We start from the raw sequence: 16223 nt of genomic DNA on the forward strand, positions 1-16223 counted from the left end.
TCGGCCGAGGGCTCGCCGCGCCGCGCGCGTTTACGCTGGGCACACGATGGTCACGCAACGACAAGTGCTCTTCCGCCTCGGGCAGCTCGCGGCCCTGTTCGCGATGTTCCTGCTGGGCCTGGCCGACGTCACCTCCGGCGGCATCACCGGCCCGCTGGGCCTGCTGCAGGTCGCGGCCGCGGTCGCCACGGCGGTCGTCTTCCTGCGCCGGCACGAGCAGGGCTCCCGGCGGCTGCCGATCGCCGCGCTGTGCCTGGGCATCGGCTCCCTGGTGCTCACCGCGCTGACGGCCCTGTCCAGCACGACCGGCGGGTCCTACGGGCTGGCGGAGACGGCCGGCCTGCTCGCCGTCCTCTTCGTGGTGGCCCGGCGCGGCGAGCCCCAGTGGTCGACCGGCGCCGTCGTCGCCCTCGCCATGGCCCTCGGCTTCATCCCGCTGCGCAGCGGCGCCGGCTACGAGCTGATCGTCATCGGCCTGGTCCAGGGCCTCGTCGCCACCGCCGTCATCGGCGCGGGCGTCTACCTGCGCTTCATCGCCACCACCAGGCAGCGGGCGATGGACGCCGTGCGCGCCGAGCAGCGCGCCGAGTTCGCCCGCGACCTGCACGACTTCATCGCCCACCACGTGACCGGCATCGTCGTCCAGGCCCAGGGCGCCCGCTACATCGCCGAGCAGGACCCGAAGCGGGCGGCCGAGGCCCTCGAGCGCATCGAGGCGGCCGGGGCGGAGACGATGGCCTCGATGCGCCGGATGGTCGGCGTGCTCCGCGACCCGCAGGCCGCCCCCGACGCCCCGCTCGCCCCGCTGGCCGGCGTCACCGAGCTGGGCGCGCTGGTCGACCAGTTCAACCAGGTCGGCGGGCCGTACACGCGGCTGCACACCGACGGGGACCTCACCGGGCTCGCCGTCGAGGTGTCCACGTCGGCGTACCGGGTGACGATGGAGGCCCTGACCAACATCCGCCGCCACGCCCAGCAGGCCCGGGTGGCGGACGTCTGGGTGCGGCGTACGCAAGGATGGCTCCTGGTCCGGATCTCCAACGACGGCCCGCCGCCCGGTGCCGCGCCGCGTGGCGACGGCGGCTACGGTCTGGTGGGCCTGCAGGAGCGGGTCCGCACGCTGGGCGGCCGGATCACCGCGGGCCCCGGCATCGACGGCGGCTGGGTGGTGGACGCGGCCCTGCCCTTGGGCTCTTCGAAAGGACTCGGGTGACCGACGGCGACAAGATCCGGGTGCTCATCGCCGACGACCAGGCGATGGTCCGCACCGGCTTCGGCATGATCATCGGCGCCCAGCCCGACATGGAGCTCGTCGGCGAGGCCGCGGACGGCGTCGAGGCGGTCGCCCTGGCCCGCAAGCTGCGCCCCGACGTCGCCCTCTTCGACATCCGCATGCCCCGCATGGACGGCCTCGAGGCCCTCCGCCTGCTGGCCGGCCCCGGCGTCGCCGACCCGGTCAAGGTGGTCGTCGTGACGACCTTCGACCTCGACGAGTACGTCCACCAGGCGCTCCGCAACGGCGCCGCCGGCTTCCTCCTCAAGGACTCCGGCCCCGCCCTCCTCGTCGAGGCCGTCCGCGCCGCCATGTCCGGCGACGCCCTCATCAGCCCCTCCATCACGGTCCGCCTCCTGGAGCACCTGTCGCCGCCCGCCCCCGCCGCGGACGACGGCGGCCTGTCCCCGCGCGAGCTCGACGTGGTCAAACTGGCCGCCCGCGGCCTGACCAACGCCGAGATCGCCACCCAGCTCTTCATCTCGATCGGCACCGTCAAGACCCACCTGGGCAGCGTCCAGACCAAGCTCGGCGCCCGCAACCGCGTCGAGATCGCCGCCTGGGCCTGGGAACGCCGCCTCGTCGGCTAAGTTCGGTCCCGCGGGTCGAGGGTCTCCACCCGCAGCGCCGGGTCGGCCGCGATCTCCGCCGGGGTGAAGCGCTCGGTGACCCATCGGCCGGCGGCGTGGAGCCTGGTCTGGTCGAGGAAGTGCGGGGAGGCCGGGTTGCCCGACTGCGAGTAGAGCAGCAGGGTGCGGGTCCGCGGGCCGGCGTCCGTCAGCTGGGTCGCCATCAGGAAGCTCGTGCCGAAGGCGATGCCGGGATAGTGCCCGTGCGGGTCCAGGCCGCCGGCCGGCTCGATCGCGTTGAAGCAGCCTTCGAGCTGCGTGCAGCCGGCCAGGCCGATCGAGCGGTGGCGCTGCGCGGCGTCGATGGGCGCGTCCAGCGGCAGGTGGGCCGCGGTGACCGCCCGGACGGCATCGGCCAGCGCGGTGCGTACCTCGCCCCGGCCGGTGTTCAGGTCGCGCGGCGTGGTGAGCGGCCGCGCCGGGTCGAACGGCGTACGCCAGAGCCCGTCGCCGGCCGCCGTGACGGCCCGGGTGAAGAACTCGCGCCACAGCACCGCGCCGGGCGCGCCGGCGGTCGCCCGGGCATCCCAGCGGGTCAGCACGGCGCAGGCCGGCCGCACATCGACCGGTGATCCGGCGCTGTCCGGCAGGGTGGCGGCGCCCGCGCACAGGGCGGCCACGGCGGGCCTGCTCAGCTCGGCGCCGAGGTTGCGGTCGCCCAGCATGGTCGCCCGCAGCGTGTCCAGGGTGAAGCCGGGCGGACCGAAGCCGTCGGTCCCGGCGGCCCGGCGGGCGATCATGTCCAGCCCGAGCCGCGTCCGCAGCGAGCGCTCGGTGCCGGTGTCGCCGATGATCCGGGGAAACGCGGTGAGCGGTGCGGCCGGGTTGGTCAGCCACGGACTGTCGTTGGAGTTCGCCACGAAGTCGGTGCGGGTGAGGCTCGGCAGCGAGTCCGGCCCGAACAGTCCCGGCACCACCGAGGACGGGTCGGTGCCCCATCCGCAGTCCGACCGGCTGCCGTCCAGGACGATCAGCCGGGTCGCCCGGAACACCGGCCCGGACTGTGCCGTGGCGCAGCGGTCCGCCAACGCGTCGCTGACGGCGGGCACCACCTGCGCGTCGTTGTAGAGCACGGTCCCGGAACGCTCCACGGCGACAGTGGTCATCCACGGCAGGCCGTGGTGCCGGCGCTGTGCGGCCCGCAGGCCGGCGAGGCTTTGGGCGCGGTTGATGGCCAGCCACTGGTCGACCGCGCGGACGTTCCCGGCATTCGCGTCGCGGAGTACGTACGCGGTCTCCGCGCTCCACTCGAGCCCGGCCGCGGCGAGGACCGGGCCGTCCGGGGTGCGGTACAACGTCCGGCTCACCGGACGCACGCCGTGCGTGTCGCGCACCTGCACGGTGATCCGCCGGCGCTGCATCGGCCGGGCCTCGCCGTCCACGAGGTACCGGGCCGGATCACCGGGCACCAGGCTGAGCTGGGTGAGCGTGTCCGGGACGGCTGTCGAGACGGTGTGCGTCCAGGCGATCCCGCTGGTGTGCCCCGTGACGATCACGGGCAGTCCGAGCAGCGTGGCCCCGCTGGCGTCCAACCGCCCCGGGATGGTCAGGTGCAGCTGGGCGAACCGCTCGGCGGGCAGCCACCGCAGGTGCGGGTTCGCCAGCAGCATGCCGGTCCCGTCGGCGGTCGCGTCCCGGCCGAGGGCCCACGCGTTGCTGCCGGGCCCCCGGCCGAGCAGGCCGGGGCTGCGCCCGCGCACCGGCGCCGCCGTGCCTGCCGCCCGGGAGCCCGGTGGCGTGGCGGTGGCGATCTCCCGCGCGAACGCCGCGCCCCCGAGCGAGGTGACGATCTCGGTGATGCGCCGCCACACGTCCAGCGCGGTGATCGGACGCACCCAGGCCGCGCCACGACAGGCGGGGTCCGGCAGCGCTGCCACCGGGTGCCTCGCCAGGTACCGGTTCACGCCGGCCGCGTATCCGGCCACGAGGTCCCGGGCCGCACCGCTGGGCCCCAGCGGTTCCGGCCGGGCGAGCGCCGCCTCGAGAACCCCCGAGTGGTTCACCGCCGCGTGGTAGATGTCGCTGTCGAGATTGCCCACGCCCTCCGGGGTGGTGGCTCCGGCCCCGAGGAACCGGGCGCGCTGCCCGGACACGGTCAGGATCGTGTCGGCGAGCCCGCACAGGTTGTCCTCGGCGGCCGCGTATCCGGCACCGAATCCCGCGTCGCGGTAGGACGCCGCGAGCACATGGGGTATGCCGAAGGCCGTGCGCCGGACCAGCACCCGGCTGCCGTCCGACGGACCGTCGGCCCCGGCCGGCGCTCCCGCCACGACACTCGCGACGAGCGTGCCGGCGACGGCGATACCCGCGAGTGCGCGCCGCTCCGATGAGAACATGTCCTCCTGTGTAGCGCCGTAGCGGCCGCGAGCAATCAGGGAAACCCCTGAAGCGAGCCCGGATTCACGGCTTGCGGACGGGCGGCAGGGTGAACCAGAAGGTCGCGCCGTGGCCGTCCTCGCCCTCGGCGTGGATCTCGCCGCCGTGGCGTTCGACGGCGCGGTGGACCGTGGTCAGGCCGATGCCCGTGCCCGGGAAGTCGGCCGCGCTGTGCAGGCGGGCGAAGGGCCGGAACAGCTCGGTCGCCTTGCCCGACGGGAAGCCGGCGCCGTTGTCCTTGACGTAGTAGCGGGGGCTCTCGGCGGGGCCGGTCCAGCCGATCTCGACGACCGGGTGCTCGACCTTCCTGGTGAACTTGACCGCGTTGTTGATCAGGTTCTCCAGGATGACCCGGACCAGGCCCTCGTCGCCGTCGGCGGACATGGTCTCGGCGACCTGGAAGTCGACCTTGCGGGTGGGGTCGCGGGCCTCGACCTCGTGGACGACCTGCCAGGCGGTGGCGGTCAGGTCGAAGCGGCGGCGGCGCAGGTCGCCGCGGCTGGCGCGGGCCAGGATGAGCAGCGACTCGACCAGGTCGGCCATGCGCAGGGCGGCGGCGTGGATGCGCTGGACGCGGTGGCGGGCCTGCGGGCCGAGGGGCTCGTCGAGCATGGTCTCGGCGAAGCTGCTGATGACCTGCAGCGGGCCGCGCAGGTCGTGGGAGACCGAGCCGCTGAAGGCCTCCAGCTCGCGGTTGCGCCATTCCAGCTCCTCGACCAGGGCGGCGCGGGTCTCGGCGAGCTGGCGGGCGGCGCGCTCGGCGGCGGCGTCGAGCTCGCGGCGCATCAGCTCCTCGCGGATGCGGCGGCTCTCGTCGAGGGACTGCTTGCGGCGGATCTGCGAGCGGACGTGGGCGCGCAGCGCGTCGGCGCCGGCGGTCCAGCGGACGTAGTCGTCGGCGCCCGCGGCCAGGCACTCCAGGAGGGCGTCCTCCTGGTCGCCGGTCATGACGACGGGCGTGTCGCCGATGCGGGGCACCTCCTTGAGGCGCCGGCAGGTGGCCAGGGCGTCCTCGTCGAGGCCCAGGACGACGCAGTCGACCGGCTGGGCGGCGAGCAGGTCGAGGGCGTCGTCGCCGTGGGCGGCCGCCACGATGTCGTACCCGTCGGCGCGCAGCGCGTCGCCGAGGCCGGCCAGCAGGTCCCGGTGCGGGCTCACGGTCAGCACCTTGCCGGGCCCGTGCAGGCTGCCGGTGGCCTCGATCGGGAGCTGCCCGGCGCTGGTACGCAGGACGGCGGCCAGCTTGGCGATGACCACGGCGAGGTCCTGCTGCTTGCGGACGAACGCGTCGGCGCCGGCCTCCAGCATCTGGACCTCGGTCGCGTAGTCGTCGGCCGCCGTCATGAGCAGGCACGGGGTGTCGCGCAGCGCCGGGTCCAGCCGCAGCCGCCGGATCACCGTGGCGCCGTCGATGCCCGGCATGACGCCGTCGACGATGACCGCCTGGGGGCGCCGGTCCGCGGCCGTGCGCAGGCCCTCCTCGCCCGAGGCGGCGGTGATCACGGCGTACCCCTCGGGTTCGAGCAGATCGCGCAGCCGCTCCCGGAAGGTCGTGCTGTCGTCGATGACCAGCACCGTGGTGGATCCGGCCGGGGCGGTGGCGGGGTCCGCGAGCAGCTGGCGGGAGCGGGCGACGACATAGCCCGCGTCGTACGGCTTGCCGACGTACTCGTCCGCGCCGGTGTTCAGCCCGTGGAGCCGGTCGGCGACCTCGGCCTCGCTGGACAGCAGCATCACCACGACGTCGTCGCCGCCGGGCGTGCCGCGCAGCTCGCGCAGCAGCTCGACCCCGTCGGCGTCGGGCAGCAGCACGTCGAGCACGGCGATGTCGAAGCCGCCCGCGGTGAAGGCGGCGCGGGCCTGGGCACCGTCGGCGGCGAGGATGGTGGCGCAGCCGTCGTTCTCGAAGGCCTCGTGCAGATCCATCCGGACGGTGAGGCTGTCGTCCACGATCAGGACGGTGGGGGCGGTCATCGCCGCACCCCCGGCGCGGCGGCGATGTCGGCGACCCGGGCGGCGATCCGGGCCGGCGGCAGCACGTACATGGGGGCGCCGAGCAGGGCGGCCTCGCGCGGCATCCCGTACACGACGCAGCTCGCCTCGTCCTGCGCGAAGGTCACCGCGCCCGCGGTCCGCATGTCCAGCAGCCCCTGGGCGCCGTCGCGGCCCATCCCGGTCAGCAGGCAGCCCGCGGCGGCCGAGCCGAACTCCTTGGCCACCGACTCGAAGAGCACGTCCACCGACGGCCGGCAGGAGTGCCGGGGCGGGGCGTCGCTGAGCCGCAGGACCCCGTCGCGGACCAGCAGGTGCTTGTCCGGGGGCGCCAGCGCGACCCGGCCGGCGAGGGCGCTGACCGGGGTCCCGTCGACGGCGTAGCTGACCGCCCGGCCGCTGTGCCCGGCGAGCCAGTCGGAGAAGGCGACGGCGAAGGGCTCGCTCGTCGCGATGTGCTGCACGCACAGCACCGGCGTGGGGAAGCTGGGCGGCAGGGCCCGGAGCAGGTCGGTGAGCGCGCCGGGCCCGCCCGTGGAGGCGCCGACGGCGACGACGCCCAGCCCGGCCCTCGAGAGGGGCGGGGGCGCGGGCTCCACCCGGGTCGCCCGGCTGCTGTTGAGGCGCGCCCGCGGGTGCCTGATGACGCGGATGCGCGACACCATCCGGACGGCCGCGCACAGCCGCAGCGCCCAGCCGGCGTCCGACGCGTCGCCGCGCGGCTTCTCCATGACGTCGACCGCCCCGGCGGCGAGCGCGTTGTACGTGGTGAACAGCTCCCGCCGGTCCGCCGACGACACGACCAGGATCGGCGTCGGGAACTCGGCCATGATGTGCTCGGTCGCCTCGAGGCCGCTCATGGTCGGCAGCATCATGTCCATGGTCACCACGTCGGGACGCAGCCGGCCGACCAGCTCGACGGCCTGCGCGCCGTCCACGGCCTCGCCGACGACCTGCAGCTCGGGATCGGCGGCGAGCGACCCGCGCAGGTGCGCGCGCATCGTGGCCGAGTCCTCGACCAGCAGCACCCGGATCACGCCGGCACCAGCCTGCGGATGTGGGCGAGCAGCTCCTCCTGGTTGAACTCGCCCTTGACCACGTACGCGCCCGCGCCCGCCGCCGCGCCCCGCGCCCGGTCCTCGGCGCTGGCCCGCGAGCTGACCAGGATCGCCGGCACGTGGGCGAGCTGCGGGTCGGCCCGGGTCTGCGCGACGAACGTGAAGCCGTCGATGCCCGGCATGTCGATGTCGGTGAGGAAGAGCATGTACTCGCGGGCGCGCGCCTTCTCCAGGCCCTCCTCGCCGGAGGCGGCCAGGTCCACCTCGTACCCCGCCGACTCGAGGATGCTGCGCTCCAGCATCCGGGTGGTCAGCGAGTCGTCGACGACAAGGATGGGCAGCCGCTGCGGCGCCTGCTGGGGCTGCGCCACGCCCGGGCCCTGCCGCGCCGCCTCGGCGACCAGGCCCTGCGCGTCCAGCACGAGCTGCGGGTTCCCGTCGAGGTCCATGGACACGCCGCCGATCACGGGGGCGGCCGGCGCCAGCTCGGGCAGGGGCCGCAGGACGAGCGTGGAGGTGCCGGCGAGCCGGTCCACGCCGACGGCCACCGCGTCACCGTCGGCCGCGACGACGACGGCCACGCCGGGGCTGCCGGTGTCCAGGACCTCGGTTCCCGCGTACAGCGCGCGGGCCAGCGGCAGGAAGGGCAGGGCGGTGCCGTCGTGGGCCAGCTTGCCGGTCACGGCCGCGGCCGCTGCCTGCTCCGGCTCCAGGCGCAGGCAGGTACGCACGGCATCCAGCGGTACGGTCGCCACGGTCCCCGCCGCCTCCACGACCAGCCCGTGCAGCGCGAGCAACGCCAGCGGCAGGACCAGTTCCACGGTGCTGCCCCGGCCCCGCTCGGTCCGGACGCCCACGTCGCCGCCGAGCTGGTCGGCGACGTCGCGGGCCACGTCCAGCCCGATGCCCCGGCCGGCGACCTCGTCCACGGTGGACCGCGTACTGATGCCGCCGCGCAGCAGCAGGTCCATCAGCACCGCCTCGCCCGGGTCCGGGCTGCCGGGCGTGAGGAGCCCGCGCGCCTCGGCCGTGCGGCGGACGGCGGCCAGGTCGAAGCCGCGCCCGTCGTCCGTACACTTGAACGCCGCGTAGCGGCCGCGGCGCTCGACGGTCACGACGACCTGGCCCTCCGCGGGTTTGCCCGCCGACAGCCGGGTCGACTCGTCCTCCAGGCCGTGCACGACGGCGTTGCGCACCACGTGCAGCAGCGCGCCGGAGGCCAGGGTGAGCACCTGGGGATCCATCCGCAGGTCGCCGCCGCGGCCCTCGAAGCGGACCCGGCGGCCCTCGGCGTCGGCGGCGTCGCGCACGGCCCGGTGCAGCGCGGTGAAGATGCTGGACGCGGGCACCAGCCGCAGCCGCTCGGCCCGCCCGCGCACCTCGTCGAGCTCCCGTTCGACCTGCTCGACGGTGTCGGTGAGCTGGCGGCCGAGGGTGCGCAGGTCGGTGGCGAGGCGCACGGCCGTCGCCCGGGTCGTCTCCACGGGAGCGCGGCCCACCCGCAACTGGTCCACGAGCGCCTCGGCCGTGCGGTGCAGCCGTTCCATCGAGGCGCCCCGCGAGCGCAGCGGCGCGAACCGGGCGTGCGCCTCGCCGATGGCGTCCAGCAGCTCGTCGACGTCCGCGGTGGCCCCACGCGCGGCGGGTGCGGCCGGCTCGGCGGGAGCCGGCTTGGGCTCCTGCGCCTTCTCCGGGGCGGGTTCCGGCGGCGGGGGCGGCGCGGGCTGCTCGGCGCGGGGCTCGAGCGCGGCCACGTACGACTCGATCTCGTCGTTGAGCCGCAGCAGCTCGCGCAGCTCGTCGGCGGCCAGCGGCGCGTCCTCGTTGCGATGCGGGACCAGGACCTCCTCGAAGGCGTGCGCCCGGTCGGCGATCTCCTGCTGGCGGACCACGCGCGCCGCGCCCTTGAGGGTGTGGGCGAAGCGCAGCAGCCGGGCCACCGGCTCGGTGCCGCTCTGCTGGTCGAGGTCGAGGACGCCCGCGCTGATCTGGTCGACCAGCTCGCGCGCCTCGACGCGGAAGTACCGCAGCGGGTCCTGGCTCATGACCGGCCGGTGCCCACCAGCTCGAGCAGGTCGCCGGAGAGGCTGGACAGGTGCGCCGCGGTCTGCCGGGTCTGCACCGCGCTCGCCTCGGTCTCCCGGGTGACCCGCGCGGTGTCGGAGGCGGCGACGTTGACCTGCTCGACCGCCGTGGTCTGCTGCTTGGTGGACAGCTCGATCTCGCGGGTGGCGTCGTTCGTGGTCGCTACCAGCTGCGCGATGCGCCGGAACGAGTTGGTGGCGTCGTCGAACTGCCGGGCGCCCGCGTCCACGCTCTTGGCCCCGATCTCCGTGGCCATGACCGTCGTGTTGACGGCTCCCCGCACGTCCTCGATGAGCGCGCGGATCTCCTTGGCGGACCCGGCCGTACGGTCGGCGAGCTTGCGGATCTCCTCGGCGACCACCGCGAAGCGCCGCCCCCATTCCCCGGCGCCGCTGGCCTCGATGGTCGCGTTGATGGCCAGGATGTTGGTCTGCTCGGCCAGCTCGGAGACCAGGTCCACCACGCTGCCGATCTGCTGCGACTTCTCGCCGAGCGCCAGCATGTGCTGCACGATCTGGTCGACCTGGGTCCGGATGGCGGCGATCGACGCCCGGGTCTGGTCGATGGTGGCGTCGCCGGTGCGGGCCGCCTCCGAGGTCTCCTCGGCGATCTGCGACACCCGCTGGGCGCTGTCGGCGATCTGGCGGGAGGTGATGAGCAGCTCGCTGATTGTCGTGGTGATCTCGTTCATGGCGCTGGCCTGGTCGCGGCCCCCGCCGGCCTGCTGCGACGCGGCGGCCTCGAGCTGCGCCGACGAGCTCTGGATGTGCCCGACGGCCGCGCCGACCTCCCGGCGCAGGTCCCGGCTGAGCCGCCACGCGACCACGGCGGAGAAGCCGATCGACAGCAGCCCGACGACGACGATGATGACGATCGCCTGGGTGGCCCGGGTGGAGGACTGGTCGCGGGCGGCCTCGACGTCCGCGCGGACCCGGCCGATGAGCGCCGCGATCGCGCTGCGCAGCTCGTCGCGCAGCGGCCCGACCGCGGTGGCGTTGAGCTGACCGACGTCCGTGAAGGTCTTGAGCTTCGCCCGCGTCTCCGCGACGGTCTGCAGCGCCGCGGCGTGCTTCTCCTCGGCCGCCGCGACCGTGGAGAGCAGCGACAGCGCGGTCGGGTCGGTGAGCGTGGACCGCAGCTTGGCGAGCATGTCGAGGAAGTCCTGCCGGTCGGCGGTCGCCTGGTCCAGGTTCTCCTGCGAGCCGGTCAGCAGGTAGAGCCGCCAGTCGCCGATCCGGGTCTCCGCCTTGGTGGTCAGGTGCTCGGCGTCGACCAGCGTGCCGGAGGCCAGGGTGATGGCGTCGTCCTTGGCGTTCACCACCAGGGTGAGCGCGCCCACGGACGCGACGCCCATGACCAGGGTCAGCGCCACGGTGATGCCGAAGGTCAGCGCGAGCTTGTTGCCGAAGGTGCGCCGTGCCATCAATGCTCCTCGCGTACGTCGGTGTGGCCGGTCAGACGGTGCACGACGGCCCGCGCCGCCGGCAGGTCGATGAGCGGGCGGGTGCCGCCGGGCAGCGGGACCATGCCGCTGACCAGCTCGCGCCCGGCCCCGCCGGTCGCGCCCACGATCTCGGTCGTCGTGATGCGGTAGTGCCCGTCGAGCTCGTGGAAGGCCAGCGCGAGCGGCGGCGACCCGGCGGCCGAGACGAGCCAGCGGGGCCGCTCCGGCTGGGCGTGCCCGAGCAGGGCGGCCAGGTCGTAGACGGGCACGGTGGCGCCGCCGAAGCCGGCCAGCCCGAGCAGCGCGGACTGGGGACCCGGCAGGGGCGTCACCGGCTTGTCGGAGTAGAGCCCCGACGCCTGGGAGAGCAGCAACGCGTACGGCCGCCCGCCCGCGCGCACCGCCAGCAGCTCGGCGAACTGCTCCTCGTGGCGCCGGGCCGGCTCGGCGAACGACCGGTCGAAGTCCGTGCGCAGCGTGTCGAGGCGCCGCCGGACCTCGGGGCTCATCGGCGCACCCCGCACGCGTCCAGCTCGGTGCGGCACAGGGTGGCCAGCGCGACCCGCCCGAAGCCGCCGCCGAACAGCACGATCCGGTCCTCGCGCTCCTGGCGCAGCAGCACCAGGGCCTGCTCCAGCTCGCCGGCGGCCGCGCGGTTGTCGCCCCGGCGCCGGGCCAGCAGGCCCAGCCGCAGCCGCGGCATGGCGAAACCCGCGTCCAGGTACGCCGCCAGCCGGTACTGCTCCGCCGCCGTCACCGCGTCCGCCCCGCGCCCCTCCGCGCAGACGCCCAGCAGCTGGTGCGCGTCCGGATCCAGCCCGTCGGAGGCGACCAGCCGCCGCGCGCACGTCTCCGCCTCGTCGAGCCGCCCCGCCTGCACCAGCAGCACCCCGCGCAGCAGATGGTCGCGCCGGTCCCGGGGCTCCAGCACGTCCAGCGCCTCGGTGAAGCGCTCGTCGCGCAGCAGCGTCCAGGCCCGGTCGTACGTCCGCGAGTCCGCCTCCCGCTCCGGCGGCGCCTCGACGACCGGGGTGTGCACCACGACCGGCTCGCGCCTCGGCGCCGGTGCCGACCCGGATCCCCGCCGGTAGTAGAACGTCCCGTGGGTGTGCTGCGGCTCCAGCCCCTCGGGGCGGCTGCCCAGCGTGTCCGTGTGGCCCAGGAAGAGGAAGCCGCCCGGGGCCAGCGAGTTCGTCATCCGCCGGATCAGCCCGGCCTGCACCTCGGGCGTCAGGTACATCAGCAGGTTGCGGCAGAACACGACGTCGTACTGGCCGGGGCGCCACACCGTGTCGTCCGGCTCGGCCACGTTGGCGAGCTTGAAGCGCACCGCCTTGCGGATCCGCTCGTCGAGCTCGTACCGGCCGTTGTCGGGGTGGAACCAGCGCTGGCGTACGCCGTCGGGGGTCTCGCGCAGCGACCACGCCGAGTAGCGGGCCGCCGCGGCCCGCTCGAGCACCGCCGGGCTGGCGTCGAGGCCGAGCACGGAGACGATCCACGCCGGGTCGCGCTGGACGGTCCGCCCGACGATCGCCAGCGTGTACGCCTCCTCGCCCGACGAGCACCCGACGGACAGCATCCGCAGCACCCGCTGGGCCGCGCGGTCGCGGATCCGCTCGGGCAGCGCGACCTCGGCCAGGGCCCGGAACTGCTCGCCGTGCCGGAAGAAGTAGGTCTCGTTGATGGTCAGCAGCTCGGCGAGGACCGTCGTCTCGGCTGCCCAGTCGCCGGCCTCGAGCCGGCCCAGGTAGGCGTCCGGGGCGAACCCGGTGGCCGCGGTGCGCCGCCCGAGCACCTGCTGCAGGTGCCCGGCGTCGTTGTCGTCGAAGCTCCAGCCCAGCCGCGCCGCGAGGACCCGCCGGAAGCGGCTCACGCCCGCCGGCCCGCTCATGACGACCCCGCCACGGCCGCGGCGGCCCACACCTCGTCGGGGACGAGCCGCATGCTCTGCAGCAGCAGCACCGGCTCGGCGTCGATCGTGCCGACCGCCGCGACCAGCCGCGCGGGCGCGTCCCCGAGCAGCGCCTCGTGCCGGGCCTCCGGATCGGCCGCCACGGCCCGTACGCCGGAGATCTCGCCCGTCGCGAAGGCCACCGGCCCCCGCTCGGACCGCACCGCCACGAACCGCGTCACGTCGGCCGTCCCGCCGCCGAGCAGCCGCGCGACGTCGACGACGAGCGTGGGCAGGCCGCGCATGATGCAGATGCCGCTCACGTACGGGGGAGTGCCGGCGAGGGGATGCGTGGCCAGCGGCCGCATCGTCTCGATGACCTCGTCGAGGCGCAGCGCGCACAGCAGCGTCCCGGCCCGGAAGACCAGGGCCGAAGCCCCGCCCGGCTCACCGGTCGCGGCGGTCGCCGTTTGTCCGGGCTGCACCATTCGCTCAGGCTAGCGGGCAAATAGCACGTTTATGGCGAGATTGTTTCACTCCGCTATCGTCGTTCCCCGTGGCTGATCTGGACCTGCGCCGCCTGCGGTACTTCGTCGCGCTGGCCGGCACGCTCAACTACGGCCGGGCCGCCGAGGCGCTGCACCTCGCCCAGCCGGCCCTCAGCCGCGCGATCACGGCCCTGGAGCGCGAGCTGGGCGTCCAGCTCTTCGACCGCTCCCGCTCCGGCACGCGCCTGACCGCCGCGGGCGAGCTGCTCCTGCAGGAGGCCCCCGGGCTGCTGCGCGCCGCCGAGACCGTGCGGCGACGGGTACGCGAGGAGCACACCCTGACGATCGGCTTCCTGCCCGGGTCGATCCTCACCCCGGTGGTGCGCCACCTGGAGGAGCGCTTCCCGGGCCTGCGGGTCGACGTGCTGCGCACCTCGTGGACCGACCAGCTCACCGGCCTGCGGGACGGCCGCTTCGACGCCTGCCTGGCGCAGCGGCCGTTCGACGACGAGGGCCTGACGGTCGTGGACCTCTACGCCGAGCCGCGCGCCGTGGCACTGCCGATCGGCCATCCCTGCGCCGGGAAGAGCGAGGTCTCGCTGGCCGATCTGGCGGGCGACGTGCTGGCCCAGCCGCCGGACGCGGTGCCCGGCTGGACCGGCCCGGTCGCCCTGCCCGTGCCGGACGCCGTCGTCCCCACGGTGGAGGAGAAGTTCGAGCACGTCGCCGCCGGGCGCGGCATCGTCGTGCTCGCCGAGTCGGCCACCCGCTACTACCGGCGGCCCGACGTGGCCTTCGCCCGGGTGACCGACGTGCCCGAGGCGCGGGTGTGCCTGGTGACCGGGACGCGGCGGCGGTCGCCGGTGCTGCGCGAGTTGCTGGCCGCCGGGCCGGCCCTGCTGCGGGCGGCTCATGCCGATGCGGCATCGACTGACGCCTGATCGGTCTTGGACGCGCCCGGGCCGAGACCACGAGGCTGGCACGCATGTCACTCACTGCTGCATCCCACGTCATCGTCCTCGGCGGCTCCAGCGGCATCGGCCTCGCCGTGGCCCGGGCCGCGGCGGCCACCGGCGCCCGGGTCACCGTGGGCTCCCGCTCGTCCGGCGAGCATCCGGTCGACGTCACCTCGCCGGAGTCGCTGGCGGCCTTCTTCGCCGCGGCCGGCGCCTTCGACCACCTCGTCTACACCGCCGGGGACGAGCTGGTCAGCGGGCCGATCACGGAGTACGACCCGGTGCGGGCGCGGGACTTCTTCGACGTACGGCTGTTCCGGGCGCTGGATGCCGTACGGCTGGCGTTGCCGACCCTCAGCGGAAGCGGCTCGGTGACCTTGACCGCCGGGGCCGCCGCCTTCCACGGTGGCCCGGGCCGGCTGCTCGGGTCCGCCATCGGGGGCGCCGTGATCACGGCCGCCCGGTCGCTCGCCATCGAACTCGCCCCGATCCGGGTCAACGTCGTCGCGCCCGGGATCGTCCGGACGCCGCTGTGGGCGGAGGCGCCCGCCGGGCTGCTCGACCGGCTCGGCGCCGCCACGCTGCTGGGGCGGGTCGCCGAGCCGGAGGACGCCGCGAAGGCCTATGTCGCCCTCCTCGACCAGGATTACGTGACCGGGACCGTGGCGGTCGTCGACGGCGGCAGCATCCTCACGTAGGTCACCGTCTGTCCCTGTCCCCGAACCAGGAGACGACGGGCTCCTCGCCGTACAGTTCGCGTGGTTCGTCCCTGCCGGGCGGCGGGCCGGGGTGCAGGTTGACGGTGGTGCGCTCCGCGAGCGGGAGGCCGGCCGTGGGATCCGGTGCCGCCGGTGCGGGATGCTGGGCTGCGGCGGCCGGATCCGGCGTGGGGGCGACGGGCTCGCGGGGCGGGCGGGGGCCCGCGACGGCCGGCCACAGGCGCGGGCGGCGCTTCGCGGCCAGGTCCTCCGCCCAGCCGAAGAGCAGCACCGCGAGCGCGGTCAGCGCCAGCGTCGTGGCCAGCGAGACCGGGCCCTCCATGCCGCCGCCGAGGTCGTCCAGGGCGAGCAGCGTCAGCACCGGCCAGATCGCGGCGATGGCGATGTTGTGCCACAGGTAGACGGTCACGGCCCGGTTGTTGAGCAGGCTCACCGTCCGGTCGACCGGGCGCAGGTAGGACAGCCAGGTCATGTCCGGCTGCCAGCGCAGCACCACCAGCACGAAGGCGAGGGACCACAGCGCCTGCGACTCCGGCACGTCGTTGAGGTCCCAGCCGCCCTCGCCCGGATGCCCGTGCAGCCAGTAGAGCGCCAGTCCACCCAGGACGATCGCCACGGGATAGACGACACCACCGCGCAGGCGGTGCAGGCGGCCGTCGTGGTGGGCGAAACCGGCGATCCAGCAGGCCCCGTACGTGACGAAGTCCCACATCGCCGCGTCGGCCCGCCCGAACGGCAGCTCGAAGCCGGTCTTGTCGAGCACGGCCAGCAGCGCGATCGGGGCGGCGACCAGCGCCCACGACGCCTTCTTCCACGCCGCGTAGAGCAGCGGGGTCAGCAGCACGAACCACAGGTACGCCCGGATGTACCAGAGCGGTTCCCACACGTCGATGGCCTCGGTGCTGCCCGGCGGGTCGCCCACCGGCAGCAGCCACAGCGCCAGCTTCCAGCTGTACGGGTGGTCGCCGCCCTCCTGGCCGGCCCAGCCCGCGTACAGCATCGCCGGCACCGCGATCGCGCCGAGCAGCCACAACGGCGGCAGCAGGCGGCGGAGCCGGGACGTGACGACAGCGCGGGCGGACCGCTTGTCGAGCGAGGCGGCGGTCAGCGACCCGGCCAGCGCGAACATGATGCCCATGGCGGGCAGCAGGATCGACAGCCACGGCCAGCCGAACAGGTGGTAGACCACGACCCGCGCGATGGCGGCGGCCCTCAGCAGGTCCAGGTAGCGGTTGCGCACCGTGGAACGGTAGCCACGCCCGTGGGGTCACGGGACCGTTCGGACGGTCGGCAAGAAGGCCCGGCCGGGTTA

At 74.9% G+C, this 16223-nt stretch carries 13 protein-coding genes; 4 read left to right on the forward strand and 9 right to left on the reverse strand.

Going from position 1 to position 16223, the window contains the following annotated elements; genetic code table 11:
• The first annotated feature begins 46 nt into the window (after positions 1–46).
• Positions 47–1213: a sensor histidine kinase gene (locus RBH18_RS29265; RefSeq protein ID WP_306213654.1), complete on the forward strand. Its 1167-nt coding sequence runs from the start codon at positions 47–49 to the stop codon at positions 1211–1213.
• Positions 1210–1863 carry a response regulator gene (locus tag RBH18_RS29270; protein WP_306213656.1) on the forward strand — a complete coding sequence of 218 codons (654 nt, stop codon included), beginning with the start codon at positions 1210–1212 and terminating at the stop codon, positions 1861–1863. The genes RBH18_RS29265 and RBH18_RS29270 overlap by 4 nt, the downstream gene beginning before the upstream one ends.
• Here RBH18_RS29270 and RBH18_RS29275 read toward each other — a convergent pair.
• From RBH18_RS29275 to RBH18_RS29310, 8 genes are all read right to left on the reverse strand, one after another.
• Entirely contained in the window at positions 1860–4238 is a 2379-nt protein-coding gene (locus RBH18_RS29275; protein ID WP_306213658.1) for a penicillin acylase family protein, read from the reverse strand. The genes RBH18_RS29270 and RBH18_RS29275 overlap by 4 nt on opposite strands.
• A 64-nt stretch (positions 4239–4302) precedes the next feature.
• Positions 4303–6252 (reverse strand): response regulator, encoded by a 1950-nt coding sequence (locus RBH18_RS29280; protein WP_306213660.1) that lies wholly within the window; start codon positions 6250–6252, stop codon positions 4303–4305.
• Entirely contained in the window at positions 6249–7307 is a 1059-nt protein-coding gene (cheB, locus tag RBH18_RS29285; RefSeq protein ID WP_306213662.1) for a chemotaxis-specific protein-glutamate methyltransferase CheB, read from the reverse strand. Before cheB ends, RBH18_RS29280 begins: the two co-directional genes overlap by 4 nt.
• Positions 7304–9373: a hybrid sensor histidine kinase/response regulator gene (locus RBH18_RS29290; RefSeq protein ID WP_306213664.1), complete on the reverse strand. Its 2070-nt coding sequence runs from the start codon at positions 9371–9373 to the stop codon at positions 7304–7306. Before RBH18_RS29290 ends, cheB begins: the two co-directional genes overlap by 4 nt.
• Complete coding sequence (locus RBH18_RS29295; protein WP_306213667.1) at positions 9370–10836, reverse strand: methyl-accepting chemotaxis protein; 1467 nt, start codon at positions 10834–10836, stop codon at positions 9370–9372. The genes RBH18_RS29290 and RBH18_RS29295 overlap by 4 nt, the downstream gene beginning before the upstream one ends.
• Positions 10836–11366 (reverse strand): chemotaxis protein CheW, encoded by a 531-nt coding sequence (locus RBH18_RS29300; RefSeq protein WP_306213668.1) that lies wholly within the window; start codon positions 11364–11366, stop codon positions 10836–10838. The genes RBH18_RS29295 and RBH18_RS29300 overlap by 1 nt, the downstream gene beginning before the upstream one ends.
• Complete coding sequence (locus RBH18_RS29305; RefSeq protein ID WP_306213670.1) at positions 11363–12748, reverse strand: CheR family methyltransferase; 1386 nt, start codon at positions 12746–12748, stop codon at positions 11363–11365. Before RBH18_RS29305 ends, RBH18_RS29300 begins: the two co-directional genes overlap by 4 nt.
• Complete coding sequence (locus RBH18_RS29310; protein WP_306213672.1) at positions 12745–13236, reverse strand: chemotaxis protein CheW; 492 nt, start codon at positions 13234–13236, stop codon at positions 12745–12747. The genes RBH18_RS29305 and RBH18_RS29310 overlap by 4 nt, the downstream gene beginning before the upstream one ends.
• A 68-nt stretch (positions 13237–13304) precedes the next feature.
• On the opposite strand from RBH18_RS29310, the gene RBH18_RS29315 reads away from it, so the two are divergent.
• A complete protein-coding gene (locus RBH18_RS29315; RefSeq protein WP_306213674.1) occupies positions 13305–14177 on the forward strand; it encodes a LysR family transcriptional regulator in 873 nt (290 codons plus the stop codon).
• A 44-nt stretch (positions 14178–14221) separates the two neighbouring features.
• Positions 14222–14890: an SDR family oxidoreductase gene (locus tag RBH18_RS29320; protein ID WP_306213676.1), complete on the forward strand. Its 669-nt coding sequence runs from the start codon at positions 14222–14224 to the stop codon at positions 14888–14890.
• A 1-nt stretch (position 14891) separates the two neighbouring features.
• Here RBH18_RS29320 and RBH18_RS29325 read toward each other — a convergent pair whose 3' ends face one another.
• Positions 14892–16151, reverse strand: coding sequence for an acyltransferase family protein (locus tag RBH18_RS29325; RefSeq protein ID WP_306213678.1), 1260 nt, complete (start codon positions 16149–16151; stop codon positions 14892–14894).
• Between the last annotated feature and the right edge of the window lie 72 nt (positions 16152–16223).

Source organism: Actinoplanes oryzae, from assembly GCF_030757795.1.
Lineage (GTDB): Bacteria > Actinomycetota > Actinomycetes > Mycobacteriales > Micromonosporaceae > Actinoplanes.